Source organism: Salinimicrobium flavum (genome assembly GCF_042684505.1).
Taxonomy (GTDB): domain Bacteria; phylum Bacteroidota; class Bacteroidia; order Flavobacteriales; family Flavobacteriaceae; genus Salinimicrobium; species Salinimicrobium flavum.
In genome coordinates this window covers 240,450-263,729 of sequence record NZ_JBHULT010000010.1, presented here as the reverse complement: position 1 = coordinate 263,729, position 23,280 = coordinate 240,450, and the positions used below count along the sequence as shown (strand labels likewise).

Annotated in this window: 26 protein-coding genes; 12 read left to right on the top strand and 14 right to left on the bottom strand. The window is 41.9% G+C overall.

What is annotated here, in order from left to right; all coding sequences use genetic code 11:
• The first annotated feature begins 150 nt into the window (after positions 1-150).
• The 3 genes from ACFSTG_RS11960 (at position 151) to ACFSTG_RS11950 (ending at position 2,124) form a co-directional block, all read left to right on the top strand.
• On the top strand, positions 151-717 hold the full coding sequence (locus ACFSTG_RS11960) for a 3-hydroxyacyl-CoA dehydrogenase NAD-binding domain-containing protein (protein ID WP_380753037.1): 567 nt from the start codon (positions 151-153) through the stop codon (positions 715-717).
• A gap of 178 nt (positions 718-895) precedes the next feature.
• Positions 896-1,447: a hypothetical protein gene (locus tag ACFSTG_RS11955; RefSeq protein ID WP_380753035.1), complete on the top strand. Its 552-nt coding sequence runs from the start codon at positions 896-898 to the stop codon at positions 1,445-1,447.
• A gap of 89 nt (positions 1,448-1,536) precedes the next feature.
• Positions 1,537-2,124, top strand: coding sequence for a hypothetical protein (locus ACFSTG_RS11950; RefSeq protein WP_380753032.1), 588 nt, complete (start codon positions 1,537-1,539; stop codon positions 2,122-2,124).
• A 200-nt stretch (positions 2,125-2,324) separates the two neighbouring features.
• Here ACFSTG_RS11950 and ACFSTG_RS11945 read toward each other — a convergent pair whose 3' ends face one another.
• From ACFSTG_RS11945 to ACFSTG_RS11885, 13 genes are all read right to left on the bottom strand, one after another.
• Positions 2,325-3,059 (bottom strand): hypothetical protein, encoded by a 735-nt coding sequence (locus tag ACFSTG_RS11945; RefSeq protein WP_380753029.1) that lies wholly within the window; start codon positions 3,057-3,059, stop codon positions 2,325-2,327.
• 80 nt (positions 3,060-3,139) lie between these two features.
• Positions 3,140-3,721, bottom strand: coding sequence for a 4'-phosphopantetheinyl transferase family protein (locus tag ACFSTG_RS11940; RefSeq protein ID WP_380753027.1), 582 nt, complete (start codon positions 3,719-3,721; stop codon positions 3,140-3,142).
• A complete protein-coding gene (locus ACFSTG_RS11935; RefSeq protein WP_380753024.1) occupies positions 3,718-3,972 on the bottom strand; it encodes an acyl carrier protein in 255 nt (84 codons plus the stop codon). The genes ACFSTG_RS11940 and ACFSTG_RS11935 overlap by 4 nt, the downstream gene beginning before the upstream one ends.
• 59 nt (positions 3,973-4,031) lie before the next feature.
• A complete protein-coding gene (locus ACFSTG_RS11930; protein ID WP_380753021.1) occupies positions 4,032-5,312 on the bottom strand; it encodes a beta-ketoacyl-[acyl-carrier-protein] synthase family protein in 1,281 nt (426 codons plus the stop codon).
• Positions 5,305-5,742, bottom strand: coding sequence for a 3-hydroxyacyl-ACP dehydratase FabZ family protein (locus ACFSTG_RS11925; protein ID WP_380753018.1), 438 nt, complete (start codon positions 5,740-5,742; stop codon positions 5,305-5,307). The genes ACFSTG_RS11930 and ACFSTG_RS11925 overlap by 8 nt, the downstream gene beginning before the upstream one ends.
• 79 nt (positions 5,743-5,821) lie before the next feature.
• Positions 5,822-6,616 (bottom strand): enoyl-ACP reductase FabI, encoded by a 795-nt coding sequence (locus ACFSTG_RS11920; RefSeq protein ID WP_380753015.1) that lies wholly within the window; start codon positions 6,614-6,616, stop codon positions 5,822-5,824.
• Entirely contained in the window at positions 6,610-7,662 is a 1,053-nt protein-coding gene (locus tag ACFSTG_RS11915) for a type III polyketide synthase (protein ID WP_380753012.1), read from the bottom strand. The genes ACFSTG_RS11920 and ACFSTG_RS11915 overlap by 7 nt, the downstream gene beginning before the upstream one ends.
• Positions 7,663-7,668: 6 nt before the next feature.
• On the bottom strand, positions 7,669-8,379 hold the full coding sequence (locus ACFSTG_RS11910) for a methyltransferase domain-containing protein (RefSeq protein ID WP_380753009.1): 711 nt from the start codon (positions 8,377-8,379) through the stop codon (positions 7,669-7,671).
• Complete coding sequence (locus ACFSTG_RS11905) at positions 8,376-9,497, bottom strand: NAD(P)/FAD-dependent oxidoreductase (protein WP_380753006.1); 1,122 nt, start codon at positions 9,495-9,497, stop codon at positions 8,376-8,378. Before ACFSTG_RS11905 ends, ACFSTG_RS11910 begins: the two co-directional genes overlap by 4 nt.
• A 59-nt stretch (positions 9,498-9,556) precedes the next feature.
• The gene (locus ACFSTG_RS11900; protein WP_380753003.1) at positions 9,557-10,249 is read right to left on the bottom strand and encodes an OmpA family protein; all 693 of its coding nucleotides are present in this window, start codon (positions 10,247-10,249) and stop codon (positions 9,557-9,559) included.
• Between the two features lie 11 nt (positions 10,250-10,260).
• Positions 10,261-10,740: a lipocalin gene (locus ACFSTG_RS11895; RefSeq protein ID WP_380753000.1), complete on the bottom strand. Its 480-nt coding sequence runs from the start codon at positions 10,738-10,740 to the stop codon at positions 10,261-10,263.
• Between the two features lie 80 nt (positions 10,741-10,820).
• Positions 10,821-10,982, bottom strand: coding sequence for a DUF1328 family protein (locus tag ACFSTG_RS11890; RefSeq protein WP_029033028.1), 162 nt, complete (start codon positions 10,980-10,982; stop codon positions 10,821-10,823).
• Positions 10,983-11,111: 129 nt separating this feature from the next.
• On the bottom strand, positions 11,112-13,121 hold the full coding sequence (locus ACFSTG_RS11885) for an alpha-ketoacid dehydrogenase subunit alpha/beta (protein WP_380752997.1): 2,010 nt from the start codon (positions 13,119-13,121) through the stop codon (positions 11,112-11,114).
• A gap of 128 nt (positions 13,122-13,249) precedes the next feature.
• On the opposite strand from ACFSTG_RS11885, the gene ACFSTG_RS11880 reads away from it, so the two are divergent.
• From ACFSTG_RS11880 to ACFSTG_RS11850, 7 genes are all read left to right on the top strand, one after another.
• Complete coding sequence (locus ACFSTG_RS11880) at positions 13,250-14,197, top strand: isopenicillin N synthase family dioxygenase (RefSeq protein WP_380753766.1); 948 nt, start codon at positions 13,250-13,252, stop codon at positions 14,195-14,197.
• A gap of 6 nt (positions 14,198-14,203) precedes the next feature.
• Positions 14,204-14,560: a translation initiation factor gene (locus ACFSTG_RS11875; RefSeq protein ID WP_380752994.1), complete on the top strand. Its 357-nt coding sequence runs from the start codon at positions 14,204-14,206 to the stop codon at positions 14,558-14,560.
• A 14-nt stretch (positions 14,561-14,574) separates the two neighbouring features.
• Positions 14,575-15,510: a DUF1835 domain-containing protein gene (locus ACFSTG_RS11870; RefSeq protein WP_380752991.1), complete on the top strand. Its 936-nt coding sequence runs from the start codon at positions 14,575-14,577 to the stop codon at positions 15,508-15,510.
• A gap of 1 nt (position 15,511) precedes the next feature.
• On the top strand, positions 15,512-16,387 hold the full coding sequence (locus ACFSTG_RS11865) for a nucleoside phosphorylase (RefSeq protein WP_380752988.1): 876 nt from the start codon (positions 15,512-15,514) through the stop codon (positions 16,385-16,387).
• Between the two features lie 66 nt (positions 16,388-16,453).
• Complete coding sequence (gene ppk1, locus ACFSTG_RS11860) at positions 16,454-18,505, top strand: polyphosphate kinase 1 (RefSeq protein ID WP_380752985.1); 2,052 nt, start codon at positions 16,454-16,456, stop codon at positions 18,503-18,505.
• Entirely contained in the window at positions 18,502-19,356 is an 855-nt protein-coding gene (locus tag ACFSTG_RS11855; protein WP_380752982.1) for a substrate-binding domain-containing protein, read from the top strand. The genes ppk1 and ACFSTG_RS11855 overlap by 4 nt, the downstream gene beginning before the upstream one ends.
• A gap of 9 nt (positions 19,357-19,365) precedes the next feature.
• A complete protein-coding gene (locus ACFSTG_RS11850; RefSeq protein ID WP_380752979.1) occupies positions 19,366-19,968 on the top strand; it encodes a hypothetical protein in 603 nt (200 codons plus the stop codon).
• Here ACFSTG_RS11850 and ung read toward each other — a convergent pair whose 3' ends face one another.
• Positions 19,969-20,634, bottom strand: a complete 666-nt coding sequence (gene ung, locus ACFSTG_RS11845) for a uracil-DNA glycosylase (RefSeq protein WP_380752976.1) — start codon at positions 20,632-20,634, stop codon at positions 19,969-19,971. It abuts the gene before it with no gap.
• Positions 20,635-20,678: 44 nt separating this feature from the next.
• Between ung and ACFSTG_RS11840 the strand changes: the two genes are divergently transcribed.
• Positions 20,679-22,850 (top strand): endonuclease MutS2, encoded by a 2,172-nt coding sequence (locus ACFSTG_RS11840; RefSeq protein ID WP_380752973.1) that lies wholly within the window; start codon positions 20,679-20,681, stop codon positions 22,848-22,850.
• A 13-nt stretch (positions 22,851-22,863) separates the two neighbouring features.
• A complete protein-coding gene (locus ACFSTG_RS11835; RefSeq protein WP_380752970.1) occupies positions 22,864-23,277 on the top strand; it encodes a thiol-disulfide oxidoreductase DCC family protein in 414 nt (137 codons plus the stop codon).
• The last annotated feature ends 3 nt before the right edge of the window (positions 23,278-23,280 follow it).

Sequence of the window (23,280 nt, the reverse complement as noted above, 5' to 3'; positions counted from 1 at the left end):
ATGGATTTAATAAGATGGTTATAAAATTAAATGTGAAATTTCATTCTTTAAGGTTAAAGCGGTTATAATTCTTGAGCCAGGTCGTGAAATTTAGGATTATGTTCACAAGCAGTACACCAATAAAATCTGATCTTGATATAAAAAGCTGCTATGATATTTAAAAAGATAACCGTCTTCGGCACCGGCTCCTTTGGAGCCAGGATAGCCTTCCATCTCGCCTTTAACAAGGTGGACGTTACGGTATATGACCGGGATTACGGACTCCTGGAAGAAGCACGGACCAAATTCAGGGAAATGGGTGATCGATATTTGGAACAGTTCAATACTACAAGCGAAAATGTTGAAGCCGCAATGGCCCATATAGCATACTCCATGGACCTTACCGAAGCTGTAGGAAATGCTCAGTTGGTTATTGAAGCGGTAACCGAAGACCTGGGAGTAAAAAAGAAAATATATAACCAGCTTCGTCAAACCGCCCCTCAAAATGCCCTTTTTGCCACAACTACAACCAGCCTTGATCCTGAAGAGCTGTCCAGAGCCCTGGGCAGACCTGATAAATTCGTGGTCTTTCATCTAACCGGCCAAAAAGACAAAACCGATTCTGCCGAAGTTATTGGCCTCTCCTCTACTGATCCCCAAATTCTTGAAAAGGTCGCTGCTTTTATTCAAGAAGCCGGGATGGAAGTCACGACCATTAAAATGACCTCAGAAATTTAAAAATTATTTCTTGCAGAGTACTAATTTGTCTCTTATGCTTAGGGGGATTATCCGGGTATATACACCTATGAATTTTTTAATATTCTGCTTCTGAATTTTTAACACCTGTAAAACGATAATTCCCTCAAAATCAATTAATTTAATAGGTCAATTCAGTGAGTTTCTTAAAATTGGAGAAATGCATTTAAGTGTACGACGTCCTATTATGGGTGGTTTTGTATTCGCTGTTGCGATGGGTATATCCATCTTTACTTTTGGGGAAATAACTGGAATACAAGCCAAAGAACTGCTGGAAACTTCTGTATCTGGTATAATATCTCTTTGTTACGTTGTAGTGATAGGGACAATATATATTCTGGTGATCATCCTTCACCTATTGAGCGTTCCTATTCCGAGGGTTACCAAATTAAGATTGAGACATTACCATCTCTTACTGAATATAGCCCGTTTTTCAACGCTACTCATTATCTCTGCAGTGACTGTCCTGTTATTGCTTAATATTCCCTTTACCCGAATTAGAGGAGTAGCTGACTCCCATTACCTGAAGATCTATTATGTTATCCTGGGAGTCGCCTCAATCATTGCAGGTGGGTTTATTTCGGTCATTACGATGATATACCACACTATCAGGACAATTATTAACCAGAAAGTAGATGGCTCTAAAAGAAGAAAGAGAAACCGGAAAATAAAAATGAACCAAACCTCTCCTTCCGAAGAAAATCCGGTATAGAATTTCTGCTTCTGCTGTTTAACAATATCTTAGAAGGAATTAAATTTTGATTCTTTAATTTGAGAAAGTTTGTAAAAATATAAACTTTCATGAACGATATTGTAAAACGTGCCATCTTTGGTGGAGCTGTTTCTACTGTAATTATGGGTGCCGGTACATATATTTTGGGGGAGGTATCGGGCTACCAGGCAAAAGAATTGTTATCCAGCTCCCTTAACGGGATCAATATGCTGTGCAACACGGTGATCCTTGGTTCCTCAACCATTCTGGCATTGATGTTAACCTTAATAAGCCTTAGCCGGGCCGCAAAGTCTAAACTCACCCATTCTCATTATGAGCATGTATTGATCGTAGCCAAGGCAGATACCGTTTTAATAATTGCGGCAGTCATTGCATTCCTGCTCCTAAACCTCCCCATAACAGAGTCAGATCAACTTCCCTCCTCCTGGTTCTCGATCATTTACTATATAAGTCTTGCTATGGCAGCCCTTCTTGGTGGCGGTTTTATCGCAGTGATAACCATGTTGTACGGTACTATTGCAAATGTTATCCAGATCGTTGGTTTTCGTATGACAGATCATCCATTGGTAGAACAGGATGACGAAGATGGACCTTCAGGCGGGAAAAAAGAAGAAAGAAAAGAGAAGGTGAAAAAGGCGGAAAAAGAAATAGAATAAAAAAGGACTACCCGAGAATTGATTTCTGTTACGCTAACCGGAACTTTTTGGATCCTTGCAGAATGCAAAAAATCGAGATTAACGTGAAACCACTTCAGGAATAGTCCTGATCTTCTTTTTCAAAGCAATTAATATAAACCGCAAAAAAAGCAGAAAATTTTTTTCCGGCGGCCTGGAAGCTTAATTTTTACTTTAATCTTCTAAAGATTTGGGTTTTGTCCACCGCGGGAGTTAGCATTTCCCAGTTTCTGAATAATATCTGTTGAGCTCCCTTCCGGAATATTAAATTTAGGCTTGCCTTTATATGGGAAAAAATACATGAAATCTTTAATGTAGGTTCTCCAACTTTCGGCAAGACTTAGATTTTTGTTCTCACTGCCAATATCAGGTCTTATCAATTCATCCCCTTCTTGATCATAAGGTGCCCCTTGTGCACTGTTTCCGGCGAAAACCATTCCTTCGTTGATCTCAGAATGAACTACCGCACTCTCTCCTGAAGCTGATGGGAAATCGTCTACCGTAACAGAGAAATGTTCAAAAACCTTGTTTTTGGAATTAATGTCTTTTACCTCGAAGGAGGAATCTGTATTATTAACGGGATGACTGAAAATGGGTGCACCGCCGGCATCTTCAGAAATGGTCTTTAAGGAATCGTAAGAATTGCGAAGGGCATCCTTATGGGTAACAATAATACCTTTGATCTTATACCCTTCCTCTACCAGATGTTTTACGGCGTCTTTTGCTCCTTTTCCCGTTGTATCAATAAGAAGCATGTCTTTCATATTCAAATGTCTTATCGCATAACCCTGGGTACCGTCTGCGGTTTTAATGATAAAGGTGTCAGAAACAAGTTTTAAAAACTTTCCTTCCTCTGCCTGTTGAATAAACTCAGCCGACTGGCTGCTTATTACTTCCTTTTTATCTACTTCCTTCATGGAGTTTTGTTTTTGAGTGAAATTAAATATACAACCCCACTAAAATTGGAGCAAGTCATTTAGGAGTGTTTAACTGGCATTTAGCAGTTTATTAACGACGAGGTAAAGGCTGAAAATTTTCCATGAGAACTCAATGAAAAATGGGTGAAGACAATATGGTTCTTTTGAAGTATAACAGGCACTCCCTGAGTATTTTTTCCAATCTCAAGTTCTTCGGAAGGAATTGAAAAATGATTTGCAATTTCCATAAGAAGCCGGTTTTTTGCTGTTTTTGAAGGAGCTTCAAAAACAGATCTTTTCAGAGCCGGATAATAACTTGTTCCCGCTGAAGTATGTATATAAGACTCAAGTATTTCTGATGTGGTGAAATAGGTGAGATTTCCAATCTTTACTTCGCCTGAAGCGGCCCGGTGATCCATAGAAAGAATGTTACATTGCTGAACTTTCCAGTTGAGTCTGCGCGGAAGGGAAATTCTGCGCTGATGGGCTTTATAAGCGGCCTCTTTCATACTCCAGAGCAACCATACCATTAAGTCTTGCCGGGAAGTAGATTTTATTATAGCTTGTTCTGAAGGGGTGAATACCTTTTCAAGAAAGCCTTTCCTCCTCCAGTTGCTTTGCAATGCAGCCACCTGCAGGTCTACCACATCATTACCAATCATGCCGCTGTTTGCTTGTTTCTTATGATCGCCACTGCATCCTGTACAGTCATCATATTATCCATGGAGTCATTATCAATGGCGATATTAAATTCATCTTCCACATCAAGTACAATATCCACCAGGTTAGCAGAATTTATCTCCAGGTCCTTAATAAAATCTGTCTGCAGGTTAAAACTCTGAAATGCAGGATCATTTTGAACATACGGTTCCACGATCTTTTTTAAGCAGTAAACTATTTCCTTCGTTTCCATTCCTTTACAATTTGTTATAGTTCTTAAGGTATTGTTTTTTCCTTTTACTGCTTATGCCTTTAACCAGATTTTGACATTCCTCTGAACACCACTACAGCATTCACATCCCCGAATCCAAAACTCGCTTTTACCACGGTGTTGACCTTTTTCTCAATGGTATCCACAGGGACCTTTTCCCTGTCTATCACACTTTCGATCCCAGGGTGAAGGTCTTCAGAATTCACATTTCCAAAAATAAAGTTATTGGTGATCTGCAGGACAGATGCTACGCTCTCAATACTTCCAGACGCGCTTAAACAATGACCTGTCATACCTTTCAGACTGTTTACATAAGGAAAATCTTTACCTGAAAGTCCTAAAGTCTTACTCCAGTTGCAGATCTCTGCGGTATCCATTCCTGTGGCTGTTAAATGACCATTTATAGTGTCTATCTCTCTGGCGATCACCCCTGCATCTTCAAGAGCATGTGAAATGCATCTTTTAACTCCTTCAGGGTTTGGTGCGGTCATACTGCCTCCATTTATTTGACCACCGCTGTTAATGTGGCCACCCAAAACTTCGGCATAGATCTTAGCACCTCTTTCTAAAGCAGAATCCAGATCTTCAAGGAGCAGTGCCCCGGCCCCACTTCCCGGTACAAACCCAGATGCGGTTGCACTCATAGGGCGTGATCCTGAGGTTGGTTTGTTATTGTATTTCTGCGGAAGTATCCTCATTGCGTCGAACCCGCCCCATATATAAGGACCGCTGTCACCACAACTTCCTGCCAGCATTCTCCTGGCCTGGCCCGTTCTTATCCTGTCATAAGCCATCAAAATGGCCTCTGTACCGGTAGTGCAGGCAGAGGAGTTGGTGCTAACCATATTCCCACAATGCAATTTACTGTTTAGATAGGCGCTTATACCGCTGGCCATGGTTTGTACCACGCTGGTACTGCCTAACCTCCGGGTTTTGCCTTCATCTATCAAATGAATGGCCTCCCTGAATTTATCCACTCCAAGAATTCCCGTTCCAAAAATGATCCCAGTATCCCACCGTGTTCCTTCATCCTCTTCGAAAGCCAGACCTGCATCTTTCCAGGCATCTGTTCCGGCGATGACCCCATAGACGATCCCGCTGCTGTTGAGTCCGCGCAGTTCAAGGGGTGTGAAATAATCCTGTAACATTTCGGGAGAAATTTCCGGCTGCCCGGCTATCTGACAGCTAAATTGAAGTTCTTCCAGTTTGGGGATGAACCTGATACCGCTTACCCCTTTCCTGATAGCCTGCTCAAAGTTCTTTAGACCTACCGCATTGGGAGCTACCACCCCCATTCCCGTTATTACTACCCTCCTATTCATCTTCTATGATCATCCCGGAGATCTCTCCCCTGCATACCAGTTTACCTTCTTTATTACGCATCTCTACCTTGCATTTTAACTTCTGAAACCTAAAATATTCCTTTTGGGAATTCACCATCACTTTTTGACCGGGTAAAACAGGTATATAAAAATCAATATCAATATTGCTAAGCGCTACTTTTAACCTGGAAAGATCTTTATTCCGAAGTAAATAAATACCCAGGCTTACAACCCCTATCTGAGCCATACATTCGGTGAGGATTACTCCGGGTGTTACGGGATTATCCTTAAAATGTCCCTGATAGAAAAAGGAACTTTCAGCAAAGGTGTAATTTCCCTTAACTCCGTCTTCATTGATCTCTTCTAATTCATCTACAAATAAAAACGGGTAGGAATACGGAAGATATTTTATGATCTCATTTCTTTCCATAGTCTGATTCTACGGGTGGGAATAGTCATTTTTTTATCATTTTGTGGATTTACTTCTGTTCAGGATCAATTAAAAATTTTCATTTTAGATGTTCGCCTCCATTAACCGGGATCACAGTGCCGGTGATCCAGCTAGCTTCATCCTTACTTAGCAGATAAACCGAATTCGCTACATCTGCAGGGGTAGTAAGCCGTTTAAATGGATTTCTTTTCACCGCGTGTTCCCTTAAAGTTTCATAACCCGGGATCATCTGGAAAGACCGGGTAACTGTCACCCCAGCCTGAATACAGTTGGCCCTGATCCCTTTTGGGGCAAATTCCAGGGCAATACTTCGGGTTATTGCTTCCAAAGCCACCTTTGCGGCAGAAACTGCAGCGTAATTTTTCCAGGCCTTGGTGTTTCCTTCGCTGGTAAAAGAAAGAATTCGGGCATCTTTGGCAAAAAGTCCGCTGTTGAAGATGATCTTTGTCCAGTCGTAAAGGCTAATGGCCATTGCATCTATAGTTTGCTGGAAATCATCATTCTTTAACGTTGGTTCCTCTCCCAACATGGATTTTAGATTCCCTTTGGAAATGCTATGCAGCAGGGTCCTTATTTTGCCATTCTCTCCCAGAATTGTTTTGATCTCCTCTGCCATTTCCTCCCTTTTCTCACGCCGTGTGGCATCTACATTGAAAGTATGGATGGCCACCCCCAGTTTTTTGATCTCTCCAAACGATTCTTTTATCTCGGGAAGGTCATCTCTGCGGTCGCGATGGATAATGATAATGTTCATGCCATGTGCGGCAAGTTTTTTTGCAGATGCAAAACCAAGGCCACTACTTCCACCCAGGATCAGGGCCCAATAATCTTTGTCTTCGAATTCTTTTACCATTGTAAGAGTATTTTTTGTGCCGAAAAACCGGGGCCAAAACTTAACATGAGTCCCTGCTCTCCCGGGGAAAGCGGTTTATCCATAAATCTCTTTAAGACATAAAGTACTGTTGCACTGCTCATATTTCCATACAACCTCAATACTTCCTTAGTGTCCTCAATATCCTTTCCTAAGTTACCAAAAAGATCTTCAACCACCTGCACGATCTTTTTTCCACCGGGATGGAAGATAAGATGGTCTACCTGTTCAATGCTGCTGTTGTATTTTTCCAGAAAAGGATAAATGATGTTTGTAAAATGCCTGGCTATTGCACCGGGAACTTCAGGGTCAAGTATCATTTTTAGCCCATGGTTAGTCAGGTCGAATCCCATGAGATAGGTAGTATCAAAGAAATGATACATTCCGTTTCCAATGATCTCGGGACCTTCGGCCTCATCTTCTGAAGAAAGTAAAACACAGGCTGCTCCATCTCCGAATATTGCCGCACTTACCATGTTTGCCATCGAGAAGTCATCCAGCTGTAAAGTCGCGGTGGGACTTTCAACTGCCACCACTGCCGCACGTTTCCCTTTTTCAGCCTTCAGAAAATTCCCGGCATAGATCATACCTGAGATCCCTGCAGCACATCCCATTTCGGTAACCGGCAGGCGTACTACATCCTGTCTCATTTCCAGCTCGTTTATGAGATAGGCATCCAGAGAAGGGATCATGATGCCGGTACAACTTACCGTAATGATATAGTCAAGGGAATCAGCTTCCCATCCAGCATTTGTAAGGGCCTTTTGAAGGACCCGGGAACCTAATTTTTTAACTTCGCGGCAATAAATATTGTTCTTGTCTTCAAATGAGGTAGCCGTAAAAACTTCCGCAGGATCCATGATCGAATAACGTTTATCTACCGCGGCACTCTCGAAAATCTTAATGACCTTGCGACGGAACCTTTCCTCCTGGCTTTCAAGCCAGGTCTCAACAAATGGGATAACCTCTGTGGTTTTTCGGGAAAATTCGGGTAACTCTGTCGCAACTGTTGTAACCTTTACACTCATAAAAATTTATTTGAACAATATCCACTGGTAGCGAAAAGCCCATTTCCATTTAATTTTCTGGGCCCTTACCTTTAAGTTCCTCCCGAACCATTCCAGTTCATCTTCCTTAAATCCCCTTAAAATTGATATTAGACCATCCCTTCTTGCAATTTCATTTTTAATGAAGACCGCACAAAATGCTTCAAAAAGATAATAAGCTATCCGGCTCCTGTGGAGGTCATTGATGACTACGCCCATAGAACTGTTCTTTACGAATATCCTTAAAAGGTCCTCTATTTCATCATCTTTAAAGTGATGCAAGGTTAAGGTACATAAAAATATGTCTGCTTCCTCATTTTTGAAATTACGGGAAAAGACATCTGTGCTTTGGAAGCTTATTTCAGGATATTCATTTAACCGTTGTGCAATTGCAATAGTGTGTCGATTACCATCTATCCCCACAAGTTCCATGGGAATTTTTTTTCTTCTTCCCAATTGCGCAACTTCCATCAATACGCTCCCATTTCCGCAGCCAACATCTACTATTTTTACAGGTCGTTCTAATGTATAATTTTCAAGTACCTGCTCTATCCCTTCAAGAGTCAATTTGTTGCCTCCCAGCCATTTATTAACTTTGTCAAGATCTTTCAGGGTCTTCTCCAATTCAGGTCCCTGAAGGTCAAAATCGTCCATGATCTCATGGCGGGTACTTCGTTTGCGGGTATCAATATTTTTCATCCTATCGCTCTTCCATGGGTTCTTTTAATTATTTCTGGGAGCAAAAATGGCATTTTAGAAAGGAGTGCCTGGGAAACTTCTGCCAGGTTCTCTTTTAAAAGGATCTTCTGAAGCCATTTGCCGGTATTTAAACGGCTACGGAATTCCTTCTCCCACTTTTTCCTGTAATCGGTTTCCATTTGTTCCCTGCCGGCATAAGCCTTATTAAATGCTGAAAGCAAAACTTCTGATGCGATTTTTGCTCCTTGCACTGCCATGGCCATCCCGTTTCCACAAAGTGGATGGATCAAGCCTGCAGAGTCGCCAACCATCAGGATGTGATCCTTCACTATTTCTTTTGAACTAAAGGAGATCTGGGCAATGCTTAAGGGCTGTTCAAACAACGGAGTCGCTTCGGTAAAGAAGGTATTCAAAAAAGGGTTTTTCCGAAGTTCTTTTTCAGTGAAAACCTGCGGATTCTTATAATCCTTAAAACTTTTATAGGTTGCCAGGAAACAAACGTTGACCGCTCCGGTTTCGGTTTTGGACAAGCCGCAATATCCACCCTTGAAATTATGTAGTCCAACCAGATCATCAGGGAAATCGGGAAGATAATAATGGCTTTTAATACCCACCCACGGGGCCGGGTTTTTGAAGAACTCACGGTTCAGTTCCTTATCCAGGTTCGATCTTTTTCCAAAAGCTCCTAATACATGCTTCGACTGGTACGAATCAGAAGAGGTTTCCACACTAAAATGACCTTCCCCAAAATGTATGTCTTTCACTTTCTCCTGCTTCACCTCCACTCCTCTTTCAAGCGCGGTCCTGTACAACAATTCATCAAGTGCATACCTGCTTATCCCAAGGCCGCCCGGCTCCAAAGAGGTTTCAAGAAAATTACCTTTTTTTGTACTGTAAATTAACCGGGAGATTTTTTTTGGGCCTGCCTCCAATAAAGGAATTTCCAGTTCATCAAAATAAGGCAATACTTCCCTGGAAAGATATTCCCCACATACCTTATGCTGCGGAAAACTCTCCTTTTCAAAAAGAAGTACCTCCACCCCCCTGTCGGCAAGATGGATCCCTGCAGTTAGGCCGGCGATACCACCTCCTACAATTATGACCTCCCTTTTATTCATTTTTCACCCGGAAACAAAAAAACCCGGCGAACCGGGTTTAATTTTAATATATTTCTGAACTAGTTTTCAGCATTTCTTTTTGCTTCTTCCTTAAGCTCTTCATTAGCAACGATGGCTAGCTCAACCCTACGGTTTTTAGAACGCCCTTCAACAGTAGAGTTATCGTATTTTGGCTGGCTTTCACCATACCATTTGGTATCAATCCTTCCCGCTGTGATCCCCTGGTTAACAAGGAAATTAGTTACAGCCTGTGCCCTGTTCTTGGAAAGGGTTAGGTTGTAGGCATCACTACCGGTACTGTCTGTATGACCTTCTACTAAAATATTGGTTTTAGGATACTCTTTAAAGATATTAGCCAATTTCAACAAGGCTTCACGGGATTGTCCTTCAATATTATATTTATCTGTGGCGAAATAAACACCACTGGTTTCGTCAAAGGTCACATTGATACCCTCACCTACTCTTTCTACTTCAGCTCCCGGAATCTCCTCTTCAATTCGCTGGGCTTGTTTATCCATTCGATCTCCAATATAAGCACCGGCTGCACCACCTACAACTCCACCAATAATGGCTCCCAAAGCGGTATTACCTTCCCCTACCTGGTTACCCACAACACCACCAAGTACGGCACCTCCTGTGGCTCCAATTACGGTTCCTTTTTGTTTGTTACTCGCATTTCTTGTCGCATCACACCCAATAAGCAGGGTGGCGGCAAATAGAACGGCAAATATTCTGTTTATCGTTGTTTTCATCTTTTTATTTATTACTGTTTATTAAAGTTCATTCGTATAGTAAAGGGCCTTCCTTCAAAATTTATAGTCTGTTCCCAAACCATTACATCAGTGGTCAGAGTGGTTAGATTGATCCTGAACCCTTGGTTACCGGTAGTAGATTTATAATCTTCGTTAGTAGGCTTCAGCATCATGTCATAGTTACCTCCTGAGGCATCCATTTCAGCTACAGACCAGATGAAATATCGCGGTTCATTACTACATCCCATATTTGAAGGAACATAACTTCCGCGGTTGTTGTTTGAAACAAAGTTCCAAACGCTGTTTTCAAGACATTCGGCAGAGGTATCGTTAAAAAGGGTTACTTCCAGATTTTCCTGTCCTTCAGGATATTCGATACTGTTAAGGGTCCAATCCCCTCTCATGGTTTTCCTGGCTTCATTTACAACTGCACTTGACTTGCAGGATACCAGAAAACCAAACGCCATAAATAAAATTGCAATCTTTTTCATAAGTTCATTTTAGTTAATAAAAAAATCCAATGCCAACTTCAAATAAACCGAATATTGACACTGGATGGTACGTTCTACAATTATCTTCTGAATAAGCGGCTTATTAATGCGATCACCAGTAAGACAAGGAAAATGTAGAAAATAATCTGTGCAATATCGGCAGCGCCCTCAGCTATTCCTCCGAATCCGAAGATAGCCGCAATAATTGCAATGATCAGAAAGATAACGATCAGTCGTATCATAATAAAAGTTTTAGTGATTAGTTCCTCTAAAATTACATTTCGCGCTTCCGCTAAACAAAAGATTATTAATATTTTAACAAACCTTTTGTAAAGAAACAACAATATGAAAGCATAGAACCTAAAACTTTCCTAATATTGCAACAACTGCATTAATTGTGCCTCAAATTTTGTCCTTGGAAGATATCCTTCTTCGAGGGCCTTGGAAAACGGAATTGGGGTTTCAAGACTACCCACTCTTTTTACCGGTGCATCCAGGTATTCGAAACACTCCTCGCTTATCATAGCCGCAATGTCTGAACCAACTCCACCAAATACCGAATCCTCCTGAAGGATGATCACTTTTCCGGTCTTTTTGACTGAGGCGAAAATAGCTTCTTTATCTAAAGGCTGAAGGCTGCGCAGATCCAGAAGATCTGCGTTCACCCCGGGATTATTTTCCAAAGTTTCCAGTGCCCAGTGAACCGCTGCCCCAAAACTTATGATGGTAACGTCTTCTCCTTCTTTCAACCTTGCTGCTTTTCCAAAAGGAATAGTGTAGTAATCAACCGGCACCTCCTGCCTTACACTACGATACAGGGCTTTGTGTTCGAAGAACAACACAGGATTAGGATCATTGATTGCAGTACAAAGCAATCCTTTTGCATCATAGGGAAATGCGGGATACACCACCTTTAGTCCCGGCGTCTTGGTGAACCAGGCTTCATTGGTCTGACTGTGAAAAGGACCGGCACCAACACCTGCTCCACATGGCATTCGCACCACAACATCTGCCTTTTCGTTCCATCGATAATGGGATTTTGCAAGATAATTAACAATAGGATTGAATCCTGAGCTCACAAAATCGGCAAACTGCATTTCCACCATGGCTTTCAAACCGTTAATAGATAATCCCATGGCCGTTTCAATGATCCCTGATTCGCAAATAGGAGTATTTCTAACGCGTTCTTTCCCGAATTCTTCGAGGAAACCTTCTGTGATCTTAAAAACACCACCGTATTCGGCAATGTCCTGCCCCATAAGGATCAGGTTCTCATGTCGCTGCATTGACTGCCGCAGCCCCTGAGAAACAGCATCTATAAAACGTATCTCTTCCTTTACGGGACCAACCTGGACAACTTCATGTTCATAGGTCTTGAAAACGTCTTTTAATTCTGTTGCTTCATCAAATTCAACAACTTCTTCAGCATTTGCTTTTTTAAGGGCATCATTGATCTCGGTCTTTATTTCTTCACGGAATTGGTCGTCAAGTTCCTCGGAAAGCTCTCCTTCAGAAATAAGGAATTCACGATAATTGTGCAACGGATCTTTTTTGGCCCATTCATCCATTAGTTCAGAGGGAACGTATTTGGTGCCACTGGCCTCTTCATGACCACGCATCCTGAAAGTTTTGAACTCTACAAGGACTGGTCTGGGATTCTCCCGAAGACTTTGAGCCAGTTCCCGCATACGGGTGTTTACTTCAAGGATATTATTTCCGTCCACAATTATGGTTTCCATTCCGTAACCTATGGCACGGTCGGCGATATGTTCACACTTGAATTGCTCTGAGGTTGGAGTTGAAAGTCCGTATCCGTTATTCTCAATACAGAAGATTACCGGCAGGTCCCATACCGAAGCAATGTTCAGGGCCTCATGGAAGTCTCCTTCACTGGTTCCTCCTTCTCCCGAAAAAACTGCGGTTACCTTTTTTTCTCTCCTTAGTTTATGCGCCAGGGCGATCCCGTCTGCAACTCCAAGCTGTGGTCCTAAATGAGAGATCATTCCCACGATCCTGTATTCCTGGGTTCCAAAATGGAAACTACGGTCCCTACCCTTGGTGAAACCATCGGCTTTTCCCTGCCATTGGCTGAAAAGCCTGTAAAGAGGGATATTTCGGGAAGTAAAGACACCCAGGTTCCTGTGCATGGGCAAAATATATTCATCTTCCTGCAAGGCAAGGGTGACCCCCACCGAGATAGCTTCCTGGCCTATTCCGCTGAACCATTTGGAAATCTTGCCCTGGCGCAGCAGCACCAGCATCTTTTCTTCGATCATCCTGGGCTTAAGCATTGCCCTATACAATCTTATCAATTCTTCTGAAGAAAGTTCTTTTTTATTGTACTCTATATTCTGTTTTGTCGGGGACATTTTGGTTTCCATAAAAAATGAATTGCTTCCCCAAATGTACTTAAAATAGGCTTCCTGAGTATTAAGAATTATATAATCCACTCATAACTCTTGAGAAATTATTTAACTTTGTGAAGTAATAAATAAAGAACTTTATGGAAATGAACAACATTCCCAGCGTTGATTTGGCCGACTTTCTATCTGATGATCCACAGCGAAAGCAAAAATTTGTGAATGAGATAGGGAAAGCCTATGAAGAGATTGGTTTTGTGGCCCTCAAGAACCACTTCTTGAGTGATGACCTGGTAGAGGAACTTTATAAGGAAGTTAAATCTTTCTTTGACCTGCCTCTGGAAACCAAGAAGAAATATGAAATAGAAGGCCTGGCAGGGCAACGTGGATATATTTCCTTCGGAAAAGAGCACGCAAAAGGTAAAAAGGAAGGTGACCTTAAGGAATTCTGGCATTTTGGACAGGAACCTACCAAGGACGCTGAACTTACTGAGGAATATCCCCCCAACGTGCATGTTGAAGAACTGAAGGATTTCAATCACACCGGAATGGAAGCCTATCGCATGCTTGAAAAAACCGGAATATATGTTTTGAGGGCTCTTGCTCTTTATATTGGTATTGATGAACATTATTTTGATCATTGGGCCAGTAACGGAAACAGTATTCTGCGACCTATTCACTACCCTCCTATCACGGAAGAACCAAAAGGTGCTGAACGTGCGGGAGCCCATGGAGACATCAACCTTATTACCCTTTTAATGGGAGCATCAACCGGTGGTCTTCAGGTGAAAAGAAAAGACGGACAATGGATCGATGCCATTCCGCAGGAAGATGAACTGGTTATCAATGTTGGTGATATGCTTGAAAGACACACCAACAATAAACTCCGTTCTACTATTCACAGGGTAGTTAATCCTCCTAAAGAGCAATGGGGAACCCCACGATATTCCATTCCATTTTTTATGCATCCCCGCAGTGAGATGCCTTTAAACTGCTTGCAGGAATGTATTGATGAAGATCACCCAAAGGCGTATCCTGATATTACAGCAGGAGAATTTTTACACCAACGCCTGGTGGAAATAGGTCTTAAAAAATAGGAATTTATGGCTAAGAAAAAACTGGGGCTGGAAGATCTTGGAGGATTTGTTTTTTCTACAGATAATAATTTCGATCCGAACCTGAATTCTGAAGACGAGAACCGGGAAACTCTGAAGCCCTCTGATCAACGATTGGAAGCTCATTACAGCTCCAAAGGCCGTGGCGGGAAAACCGTGACGGTAATAAAAGGTTTTGAGGGAACCCCGGAAGATCTTACAGATCTTGGAAAGGAACTTAAAAAGAAGTGTGGAGTTGGCGGTTCTGTAAAGGACGGTGAGATCATCATACAAGGAGACGTAAGAGATAAGATAATCGATCATCTCCGTGAAAAAGGCTTCAATGTGAAGCGGGTTGGCGGTTAAAAAACAAAGAATCTATGGAGGAGAAGAGTTTCTTGCACATCGCTCACGGGGATGACATTTCAGAAAAGATTACGGCTCTTGATCTGCCGGGGGATATTATTACCTGGCGGGAAATGTTATGTGAAGGTCCTGCTTCGCAGGATGTAGGGGATCATGAATTCATTAAGCTGCGCCAGAAGTTCTTAAAGGAAAATTACGGGATCTCAAAACAGGATTACCGGGAAAAATTTGTTTGTGAGCTCGAGAAACTGGCTGCTGTCAATAATTATGACGAAATAGTTCTATGGTTCGAATTCGACCTTTTTTCCCATATGAATATGCTTGGGGTTATTTCTTTTCTGCTTCAGAACAAAAAAATGGATCCTTTATCACTTGTTTGTAGTCGAAAACTGGAAGGAGAAGAAGAAATGATTCCCCTGTCAGAACTTTCCGAAGAGCAATTGGAACAACATTACGAACATCGCATCCCATTGACAGAGGACGATATTAGTAATGCCGAACTCATTTGGGAACTATACTGCAGCACCAATCCTAAAAGGCTCATATCTGAGATCAAAAAGTCCACCAATTTCGAGTATCTCTCCAGTAGTATAAGAGCTCATATTGAACGCTTCCCAAGTGCAAAGACCGGCCTTAATACCCTTGAAGTTAATGTGCTCAAGCTAATTAAACGTCATGAGATCAAATCTCTTAATCATCTGTTGGGTTACGCCCTTAAATACCAGGGTTATTACGGGTATGTGGACGTTCAGATGCAACGTGTGATCGACAAAATGGCGCCTTTTTACACCGCTTCAGAAACCGGCGTACAGCTCAATGAAGATGGACAAAAAGCTCTGGAAGCCTCCAAAAACTACTACCAAATATTAAAAGACAATGAATGTTACGGCGGGGTGAGAAAATATGACTTCCTCTATGACCCCGACACCCATGACCTCCTAAAATTATAATATGAATCATTTAGCAGCTTCAGAATTAATTCTGAACCAGGACGGAAGTATATATCACCTTAATCTTCGTCCCGAACAAATAGCCCCAACCGTTATCGTGGTTGGTGACCAGGACAGGGTGGGCAAAGTCACAAAATACTTCGATACTATAGAACATACTGTTCAAAAAAGGGAATTTCATACGCAGACTGGCACCTACAAAGGCAAACAAATCAGCGTAATATCTACGGGGATTGGGACTGACAATATAGATATCGTTCTCAATGAACTGGATGCTCTTGTAAATATTGATTTTGAATCCAGACAGATCAGGGAGGAAAAAACACAGCTTGACATCATACGAATAGGCACTTCGGGGTCTGTACAGGCTGATATTCCTGTAGATTCCATTGTGGTAAGTAAGCTGGCAGTGGGTTTTGATACGGTCCTTCATTTCTATCAAAGTGATGACGTCCAGTTAACCGACTTCAATGAGGCCCTTGCAGATCACCTGGAAATGAGTCCGCAACACAGCAAACCCTATGTAGTTGCTTGTGATACAGATCTGGCAGAGATTTTTGACGGTCCCAATACCTATGACGGATTCACCGGTTCCAACGCCGGGTTTTATGCACCCCAGGGAAGGGTTCTAAGACTTCCTTTACGGGAAACCCAAATGCGTGAAAAGATCGCTTCTTTCAATTTTAAAGGTAAAAAGATCACCAATCTGGAGATGGAAACCTCGGCCATTTTTGGTCTTTCAAAACTCCTGGGCCACCGGGCGGTTTCCCTTAACGCGATCATTGCCAACAGAGCAACGGGAGATTTTACCAAAGACGGCGCAAAAGCTATTGATACCACGATAAGGTACACTTTAGAGCGGCTCGCGGGCTCATAGGTCATTTAACAGAAAATTAAAACCAAGGGTACAGCATATTTGTATTTTTGAGTAAATACCCCATATATGCTGAAGCCTGATGATATACAAATAAGGCACCGTGATCTAAATTGGTTAAGTTTTAATAACAGAGTACTCCAGGAGGCAGAAGATCCTGCCACTCCCCTTTACGAACGCCTGAAATTTCTTGCAATATTCTCCATGAACCTGGATGAATATTTCAGGGTTAGGGTATCGCAACTTCGGCAAATGAAACGGGTGGAGAAAAGTATTCGTAAGAAACTTGCTCTACGTCCCAATCAAACAGTTAAGGAGATCCTGAGAGAAGTAAAAAAGCAGCAGGAAAAATTCGGAAAAGTTTACAGGGAAGAGATCATCCCGCTTCTGGAGGAAAAAAATATTTTCCTGGTGCATTATGATCAGTACAATGATGAGCAGAAAGAGTTTGCCAAAAAGTATTTCTACAAGATCTCTTCATGCATTAAACCCGTGGTGGTTGAATCTGAAAAAGACGGAGACCTTTTCCTGGAGAACAACACCCTTTATTTATATGTCACTTTTAAGGGGCAGGACGATTTTGGTATCGTAAATATTCCAGTGGAAGAATGCGGAAGGTTCATCTATTTTTCTTCTGAAACTAAAGAACATAAGATCACGTTTTTGGATGATATCATCAAGGCCCGTATTTCTGAAGTTTTTAAGGGACGAGAGGTTGATGGCATGTATGAGATCAAACTATCCCGTGATGCCGAACTCTATATTGATGACGACCTGGACGGGATCCTTGCAGAAAAAATCTATGATTCCCTGGAGCAACGATCAGAAGGACAGCCTACCCGGCTCCTTTATGATTCCAATATGCCCCAAAAGGATAAAAAGATCATAAGAAAGACCCTTAAACTGGGAAAAATTGATATGATGCCCGGAGGAAGATATCACAACTTCAGTGATTTCTTTTCCTTCCCGGATCCCACGAATAATCCTGAGCTTCATTACGAAAACCTACCGCCCGTCAAACATAAGATCCTGGAGAAGTCACAGGATTACTTCAAAGAGATCTTAAAAAAGGATATTTCGGTTCATTTTCCCTACATGGCATTTGATTATGTGGAAAGGTTCTTACAGCAGGCTGCGGTTGACAAAGAGGTAAAGGATATTAAAATGTCCATCTACAGGATCGCAGATGAGTCTGTGGTTACCTCTGCCCTTCTTACAGCTCTCAAAAACGGAAAAAACGTTACCGTATTTATTGAAGCAAAAGCCCGTTTTGATGAAAAGAACAATATTGACTGGGGTAGAAAATTTGAAGAAGAAGGTGCCAAGGTCATTTACAGCTATCCTAAAATTAAAGTCCATTCGAAGATACTTTTGATAAACCGGCAAGAAGATGGAGAAATTAAGAGCTATGCTTATATAGGTACCGGAAATTTCAACAGCAAAACTTCAAAGATCTATTGTGATCATGCCATTTTTACTGCTCAAGAAAAGATCACTACTGAACTTTCGCGGGTTTTTGAGGTGCTGGAAGGCGAATTGATCATTCCCAGGTCCAAACATTTGCTAATCTCCCCTTTTTCGACCCGGAAAGCATTTACTGATATGATCAACAGAGAGACTGAGAATGCACTCTTAGGAAAAAAAGCAGGCATTACCGCCAAAATGAACAGTCTGGAAGACAAGGAGATCATCGAACTGTTATACAAGGCCAGTAATGCCGGGGTTAAGATAAGGTTACTGGTAAGAGGGTTCACCTGTCTCATTCCTGGTGTAGAAAATCTTAGTGAGAACATTTACATGACCAGCATTGTTGATCGCTTCCTGGAACATGGCCGTATTTATATTTTTGAGAATGAAGGTGACGAAGAGATCTACTTCGGAAGTGCTGACTGGATGAGCAGAAACCTCGATAGAAGAATCGAAGTGATCGCCCCCATATATGACCCCGAGATCGCCAGGGAGTTCAAAGACATTCTGGATATTCAACTAAAAGATAATGTAAAGGCAAGGATCCAGGATGAGACGGAATCCAATCAATTTGTTCAAAGACTTCCTGACGAAAAGCCCATAAGATCACAATATGAGATCTACCAATACTTAAAGAAAAAACATTCTGTATGAAAACAGTAAAAGTTGGAGGGGTGCCTGAGCATTTTAACCTACCCTGGCACCTTTGCATTGATGACGGCACCTTTGATAAAGAGGGAGTTAATGTGGTTTGGCGGGATTTCCCTGATGGTACCGGTGCTATGACAATGGCTTTACGCCGCAAAGAAATTGATGCTGCCGTGATTCTTACAGAAGGGATTGTAAAGGATATCCTCTACGGCAACCGTGTAAAGATCGTGCAGGAATATATTGCTTCCCCTCTCATTTGGGGGATCCACGTGGCCGCAGGATCTTCTTTTCGCAATCTGGAAGACCTCCGTCATCAAAAGGTGGCTATAAGTCGGCTGGGATCGGGATCTCATCTAATGGCTTATGTCAATGCCAGGAATCTGGGTTGGGATCCCCATGAACTGGAATTTGAAATAGTTGGTGATATAGACGGTGCCGTAGCCGCTTTAAAAAGTGGAAAAGCGGGATATTTTATGTGGGAACATTTTACTACAAAACCCCTGGTGGATAATGGTATTTTCCGAAGACTTGGAGATTGCCCCACGCCCTGGTCCTGTTTTGTAATCGCTGTAAGGGAAGAATTCCTGGAACAGGAGTCGGCAGCGGTCCAAAATATGCTGAAGACCCTGAATGGGGTTACCCGAAGATTTAAAAGTATACCAGGGATACAGTCAGCCCTGGCAAAAAAGTATTCCCAGGAACCGGAAGATATTAAACAATGGCTGGAAATAACTTCCTGGAGCCAGAAACAGATCTCTGTCACCGAATTAGAAAAAGTGCAGGACCAGCTTCTGGAACTTGGACTTATCAAAGAAAAGAGAGAAAATGCTGTTTTCCTCAACAATGAACTCTAAAAGACCAATATGAAATATCTAAGTTTTACTACCCTTTTAATCCTTTTACTAATTTTTCCAAACAAATCAAAGGCTCAGGTACAGGAACCCGAAGTAGGTATTCATTCCAGGGATGTTGCAAAACACGAACTTAGCCTGAATGTGCTGAATGTACTCATCTTTGGTGCCCTGGACGCCTCCTATGAATATGTCCTCAATGATCACAGTACTATTGGGATTGATGTTTTCTCTAAGGTATTCAATAAGAATGAGGATGATGATGTAGATCTTTCTGAAGTTTATGCAAAAGATTTTTCGGTCACCACCGGCTTCAAATACTTTTATAAAGAAGAGAATAGCGCCTGGGGGTTTTACGCTGAAGGCTTCGGAATGCTTTCAGACGGGGTCAATGAAAAGGAGGTAGAAAAGGTTGATGGCACGGGAGGAACTATTTACCTTGATGAAGAACTGGAGTATACAGATTTTGCCCTTGGTTTTGGAATTGGTGGGAAATTTGTAGCCAAACAAGGTTTCCTGATAGATGTTTCTTTTGGATTAGGGAGGAACCTCTTCCACAAGGATTCCCCCGATATTGTTATTCTACCTGCCGTGAATGTGGGGTACAGATTTTAATTACCAGTCGACAGGTTCTTTCCCCACCGTCTTAAGATATTCATTCGTCGTGGAAAAATGCCGGTTCCCAAACCAGTAGCCCCTATTTGCAGCCAGTGGTGAGGGATGGCCACTCGTAAGGACCAGGTGTTTTGAGGTGTCGATCTTTTTACCTTTCTTTTTTGCGGGACCTCCCCAAAGAAGAAAAACAAGATTCTCCCGTTCTTGAGAAAGGACTTTGATCACGGCATCTGTAAATTTTTCCCATCCTTTACCCGTATGAGACCCTGCTTCCCCTGCCCTAACAGTAAGAGTAGCATTGAGCATAAGAACGCCCTGTTCTGCCCAGTGTGAAAGATGTCCATTTGATGGTAAGGGTTTTCCCAGGTCTTTTTCGATCTCACGATAGATATTCAGCAGGGAGGGCGGAATTTTTGTTTCAGGTTGTACAGAGAAGCAGAGGCCATGTGCCTGTCCGTATCCGTGATAAGGGTCCTGCCCTATTATAACTACCCGGGTATCTTCAAAAGAAGTATGTTCAAAAGCCTTGAAGATATTCTCCTCTTCAGGGAAACATATATTTTCGTGGTACTCTTTTTGTACAAAGCTTAGAAGTTCCTTAAAATAGGGCTTTTCAAGCTCGTCATTTAACTTTTTTTTCCAACTTGGCGGTAGGTAGGCCTTCATAATATTAATTAAATTGCGGCATCCCAAAAATAGGGAATTTATCTATGATTAAAATCACGGCGAAAACACTTTCCGATCTTGAATTCCCTACCGTTTGCCAACAGGTGAGCCAGTTTACAGTTACAGCACCTGGAAAAGAAAAAGCACTTGAAATTGTGCCTTTTCCCAGTTACGATAAAACACTCTTCTCCCTTCACCAAACTAATGAATATGTTTCTTCTTATCAACAGGAAAGCAGGATACCCAATCATGGGTTTGATGCCATTGACCAGGAAATAAAATACCTGGGGATTGAAGATACCATGTTGGAAGCCGCCGGCTTGAGAAAGATAAGTGCTATTTCAGAATCTGCGAATACCCAGATAAAATTTTTTGAAAAATACAGTGAGCTTTACCCCACCCTTCATAAGACCACTTCGGAAATAGAATACACCCCGATCATTATTGAAAAGATCAATAGGGTGATCGACAGGTTTGGAGAAGTAAAAGATGATGCCTCTCCCCTACTTCAGGAGATCAGAAGAAAGATAAACAAGGTAAAAGGGCAAATAAACAGCAGTTTTGGAAGTGCCCTTACCCATTATAATAATTTAGGGTATCTCGATGATATCCGGGAAACCGTAGTAGAGAATATTCGGGTGCTGGCTGTTTCTGCCATGCACAGGCGAAAGGTCAAGGGAGGTATCCTTGGGAACTCCAAAACGGGTAGTATTGTTTATATTCAACCTGAGGCGACTTACATTTATACCCGTGAATTGAACAATCTCGAGTATGAGGAGAAAGAGGAGATCAAAAGGATCCTTAAGGAACTTACAAATTTCATTCGTCCTTTTCGTCCGCTTTTAAAGGAATACCAGGAGCTGTTAAGTGACATAGATGTAATTGCAGCAAAAGCAAAATATGCTATGGATATGAATGCGGTGCTTCCCAAAGTATCCAGGGAACGGGAGTTGGAAATGATCGATGCTTATCACCCTTTGCTCCTGCTAAGTAACCGCAGAAAAAAAGAAAAAACGTTTCCGCAGACCATAGAGTTGAACAAGGAAAAGCGGATCATAGTGATCTCAGGTCCCAATGCCGGCGGTAAGAGTATCACCCTTAAAACAATTGGTCTACTGCAGTTAATGCTGCAAAGCGGAATGCTTATTCCTGTCCATGAGTATAGCAGGGTTTGCCTGTTCAATAAAATATTGACCGATATTGGAGATAACCAGAGCATTGAGAATCATTTAAGCACCTATAGTTACCGGCTTAAGAACATGAATTATTTTCTCAGGAAATGTGACGACAAGACCCTTTTTCTGATAGATGAATTTGGGACCGGAAGTGATCCCGAACTGGGAGGAGCCCTTGCTGAAACCTTCCTGGAAGTATTCTATGAAAAAGAATCCTTCGGAATACTCACCACCCACTATGCAAACTTGAAAATGCTGGCAAATGAACTGCCAAACATGGTCAATGCGAACATGTTGTTTGATGCCCGCACCCTTGAACCGCTTTACAAGCTCCATATGGGGGAAGCCGGTAGTTCCTTTACTTTTGAGGTTGCCCAAAAGAATGGAATTCCTTACAGCCTGATCAACCGCTCCAAGAAAAAAGTGGAACGGGGAAAGATCAGGTTTGACAAGAGTATTGCCGATCTGCAAAAGGAACGTTCCAAATTGCAGAAAACAACCACTTCCCTTCAAAACAAAGAACAAAAAACTGAATCTGAGAAAAAGAAACTGGAGGAGACCAATCTTCGCATCAGGCAGAAACTCGAGGATTTTCAGGAATTGTATGACAGTAATCAACGCCTTATATACCTTGGGAACAAGATCAATGATATAAGTGAAAAATACTTTAACAATAAACGTAAAAAAGAGCTGATAGGAGAATTCATGAAGATCGTGGAAATGGAGAATTCCAGGCGCAAAAAAGTTACCGTTAAAGAGAAAAAGGTTGAAAAAGCCAAAGAAAAGAAGGTGCTCCAGGAAGCTGAAAAGAAGGTAGAAGAAATAAGGAAAAAGAAAAAAGTTAAACAGGAAGAACAAAAAAAAGAAGAATTAGCCAAACCAAAACCGGTTTTGAATGTTGGTGACCGGGTGAGAATGCAGGACGGGAAAGCCGTAGGCAGTATTGATAGTATTGAGAAAGGAAATGCTAAGGTGAACTACGGCATTTTTACTACCTCGGTATCTGTTGATCAATTGGAGCTGGTACAACGAAAAAAATAGAAAAAGAAAAATTATGGTGAATTTTCCCGAAAATAAAAAGATCATCCTGTTTGACGGGGTATGTAATTTGTGCAACAAAACGGTTCAAACCATCATTAAGAATGATGAGAAGGATGTGTTTCGGTTTGCCCCTTTGCAAAGCGATATTGGCTTACAGATCGTTAATGAACGTGGTATTGATACTGAAAATCTGGACTCGGTGATCCTTATTGACCCCGGGGTGGCCTATTATCATCAATCTACTGCAGCCATTGAAATAGCGAAGCATCTTAAAGGTTATCGCTGGTTGCGGTTTTTTAAACCCCTTCCCGAAGGATTCAGGGACGGCGTCTATAGATTGATCGCCAATAACCGTTATAGTTGGTTTGGAAAACAGGAAACCTGTATGACCCCAACCCCTGAACTCCAGTCTTTATTTCTGAAATAAGAA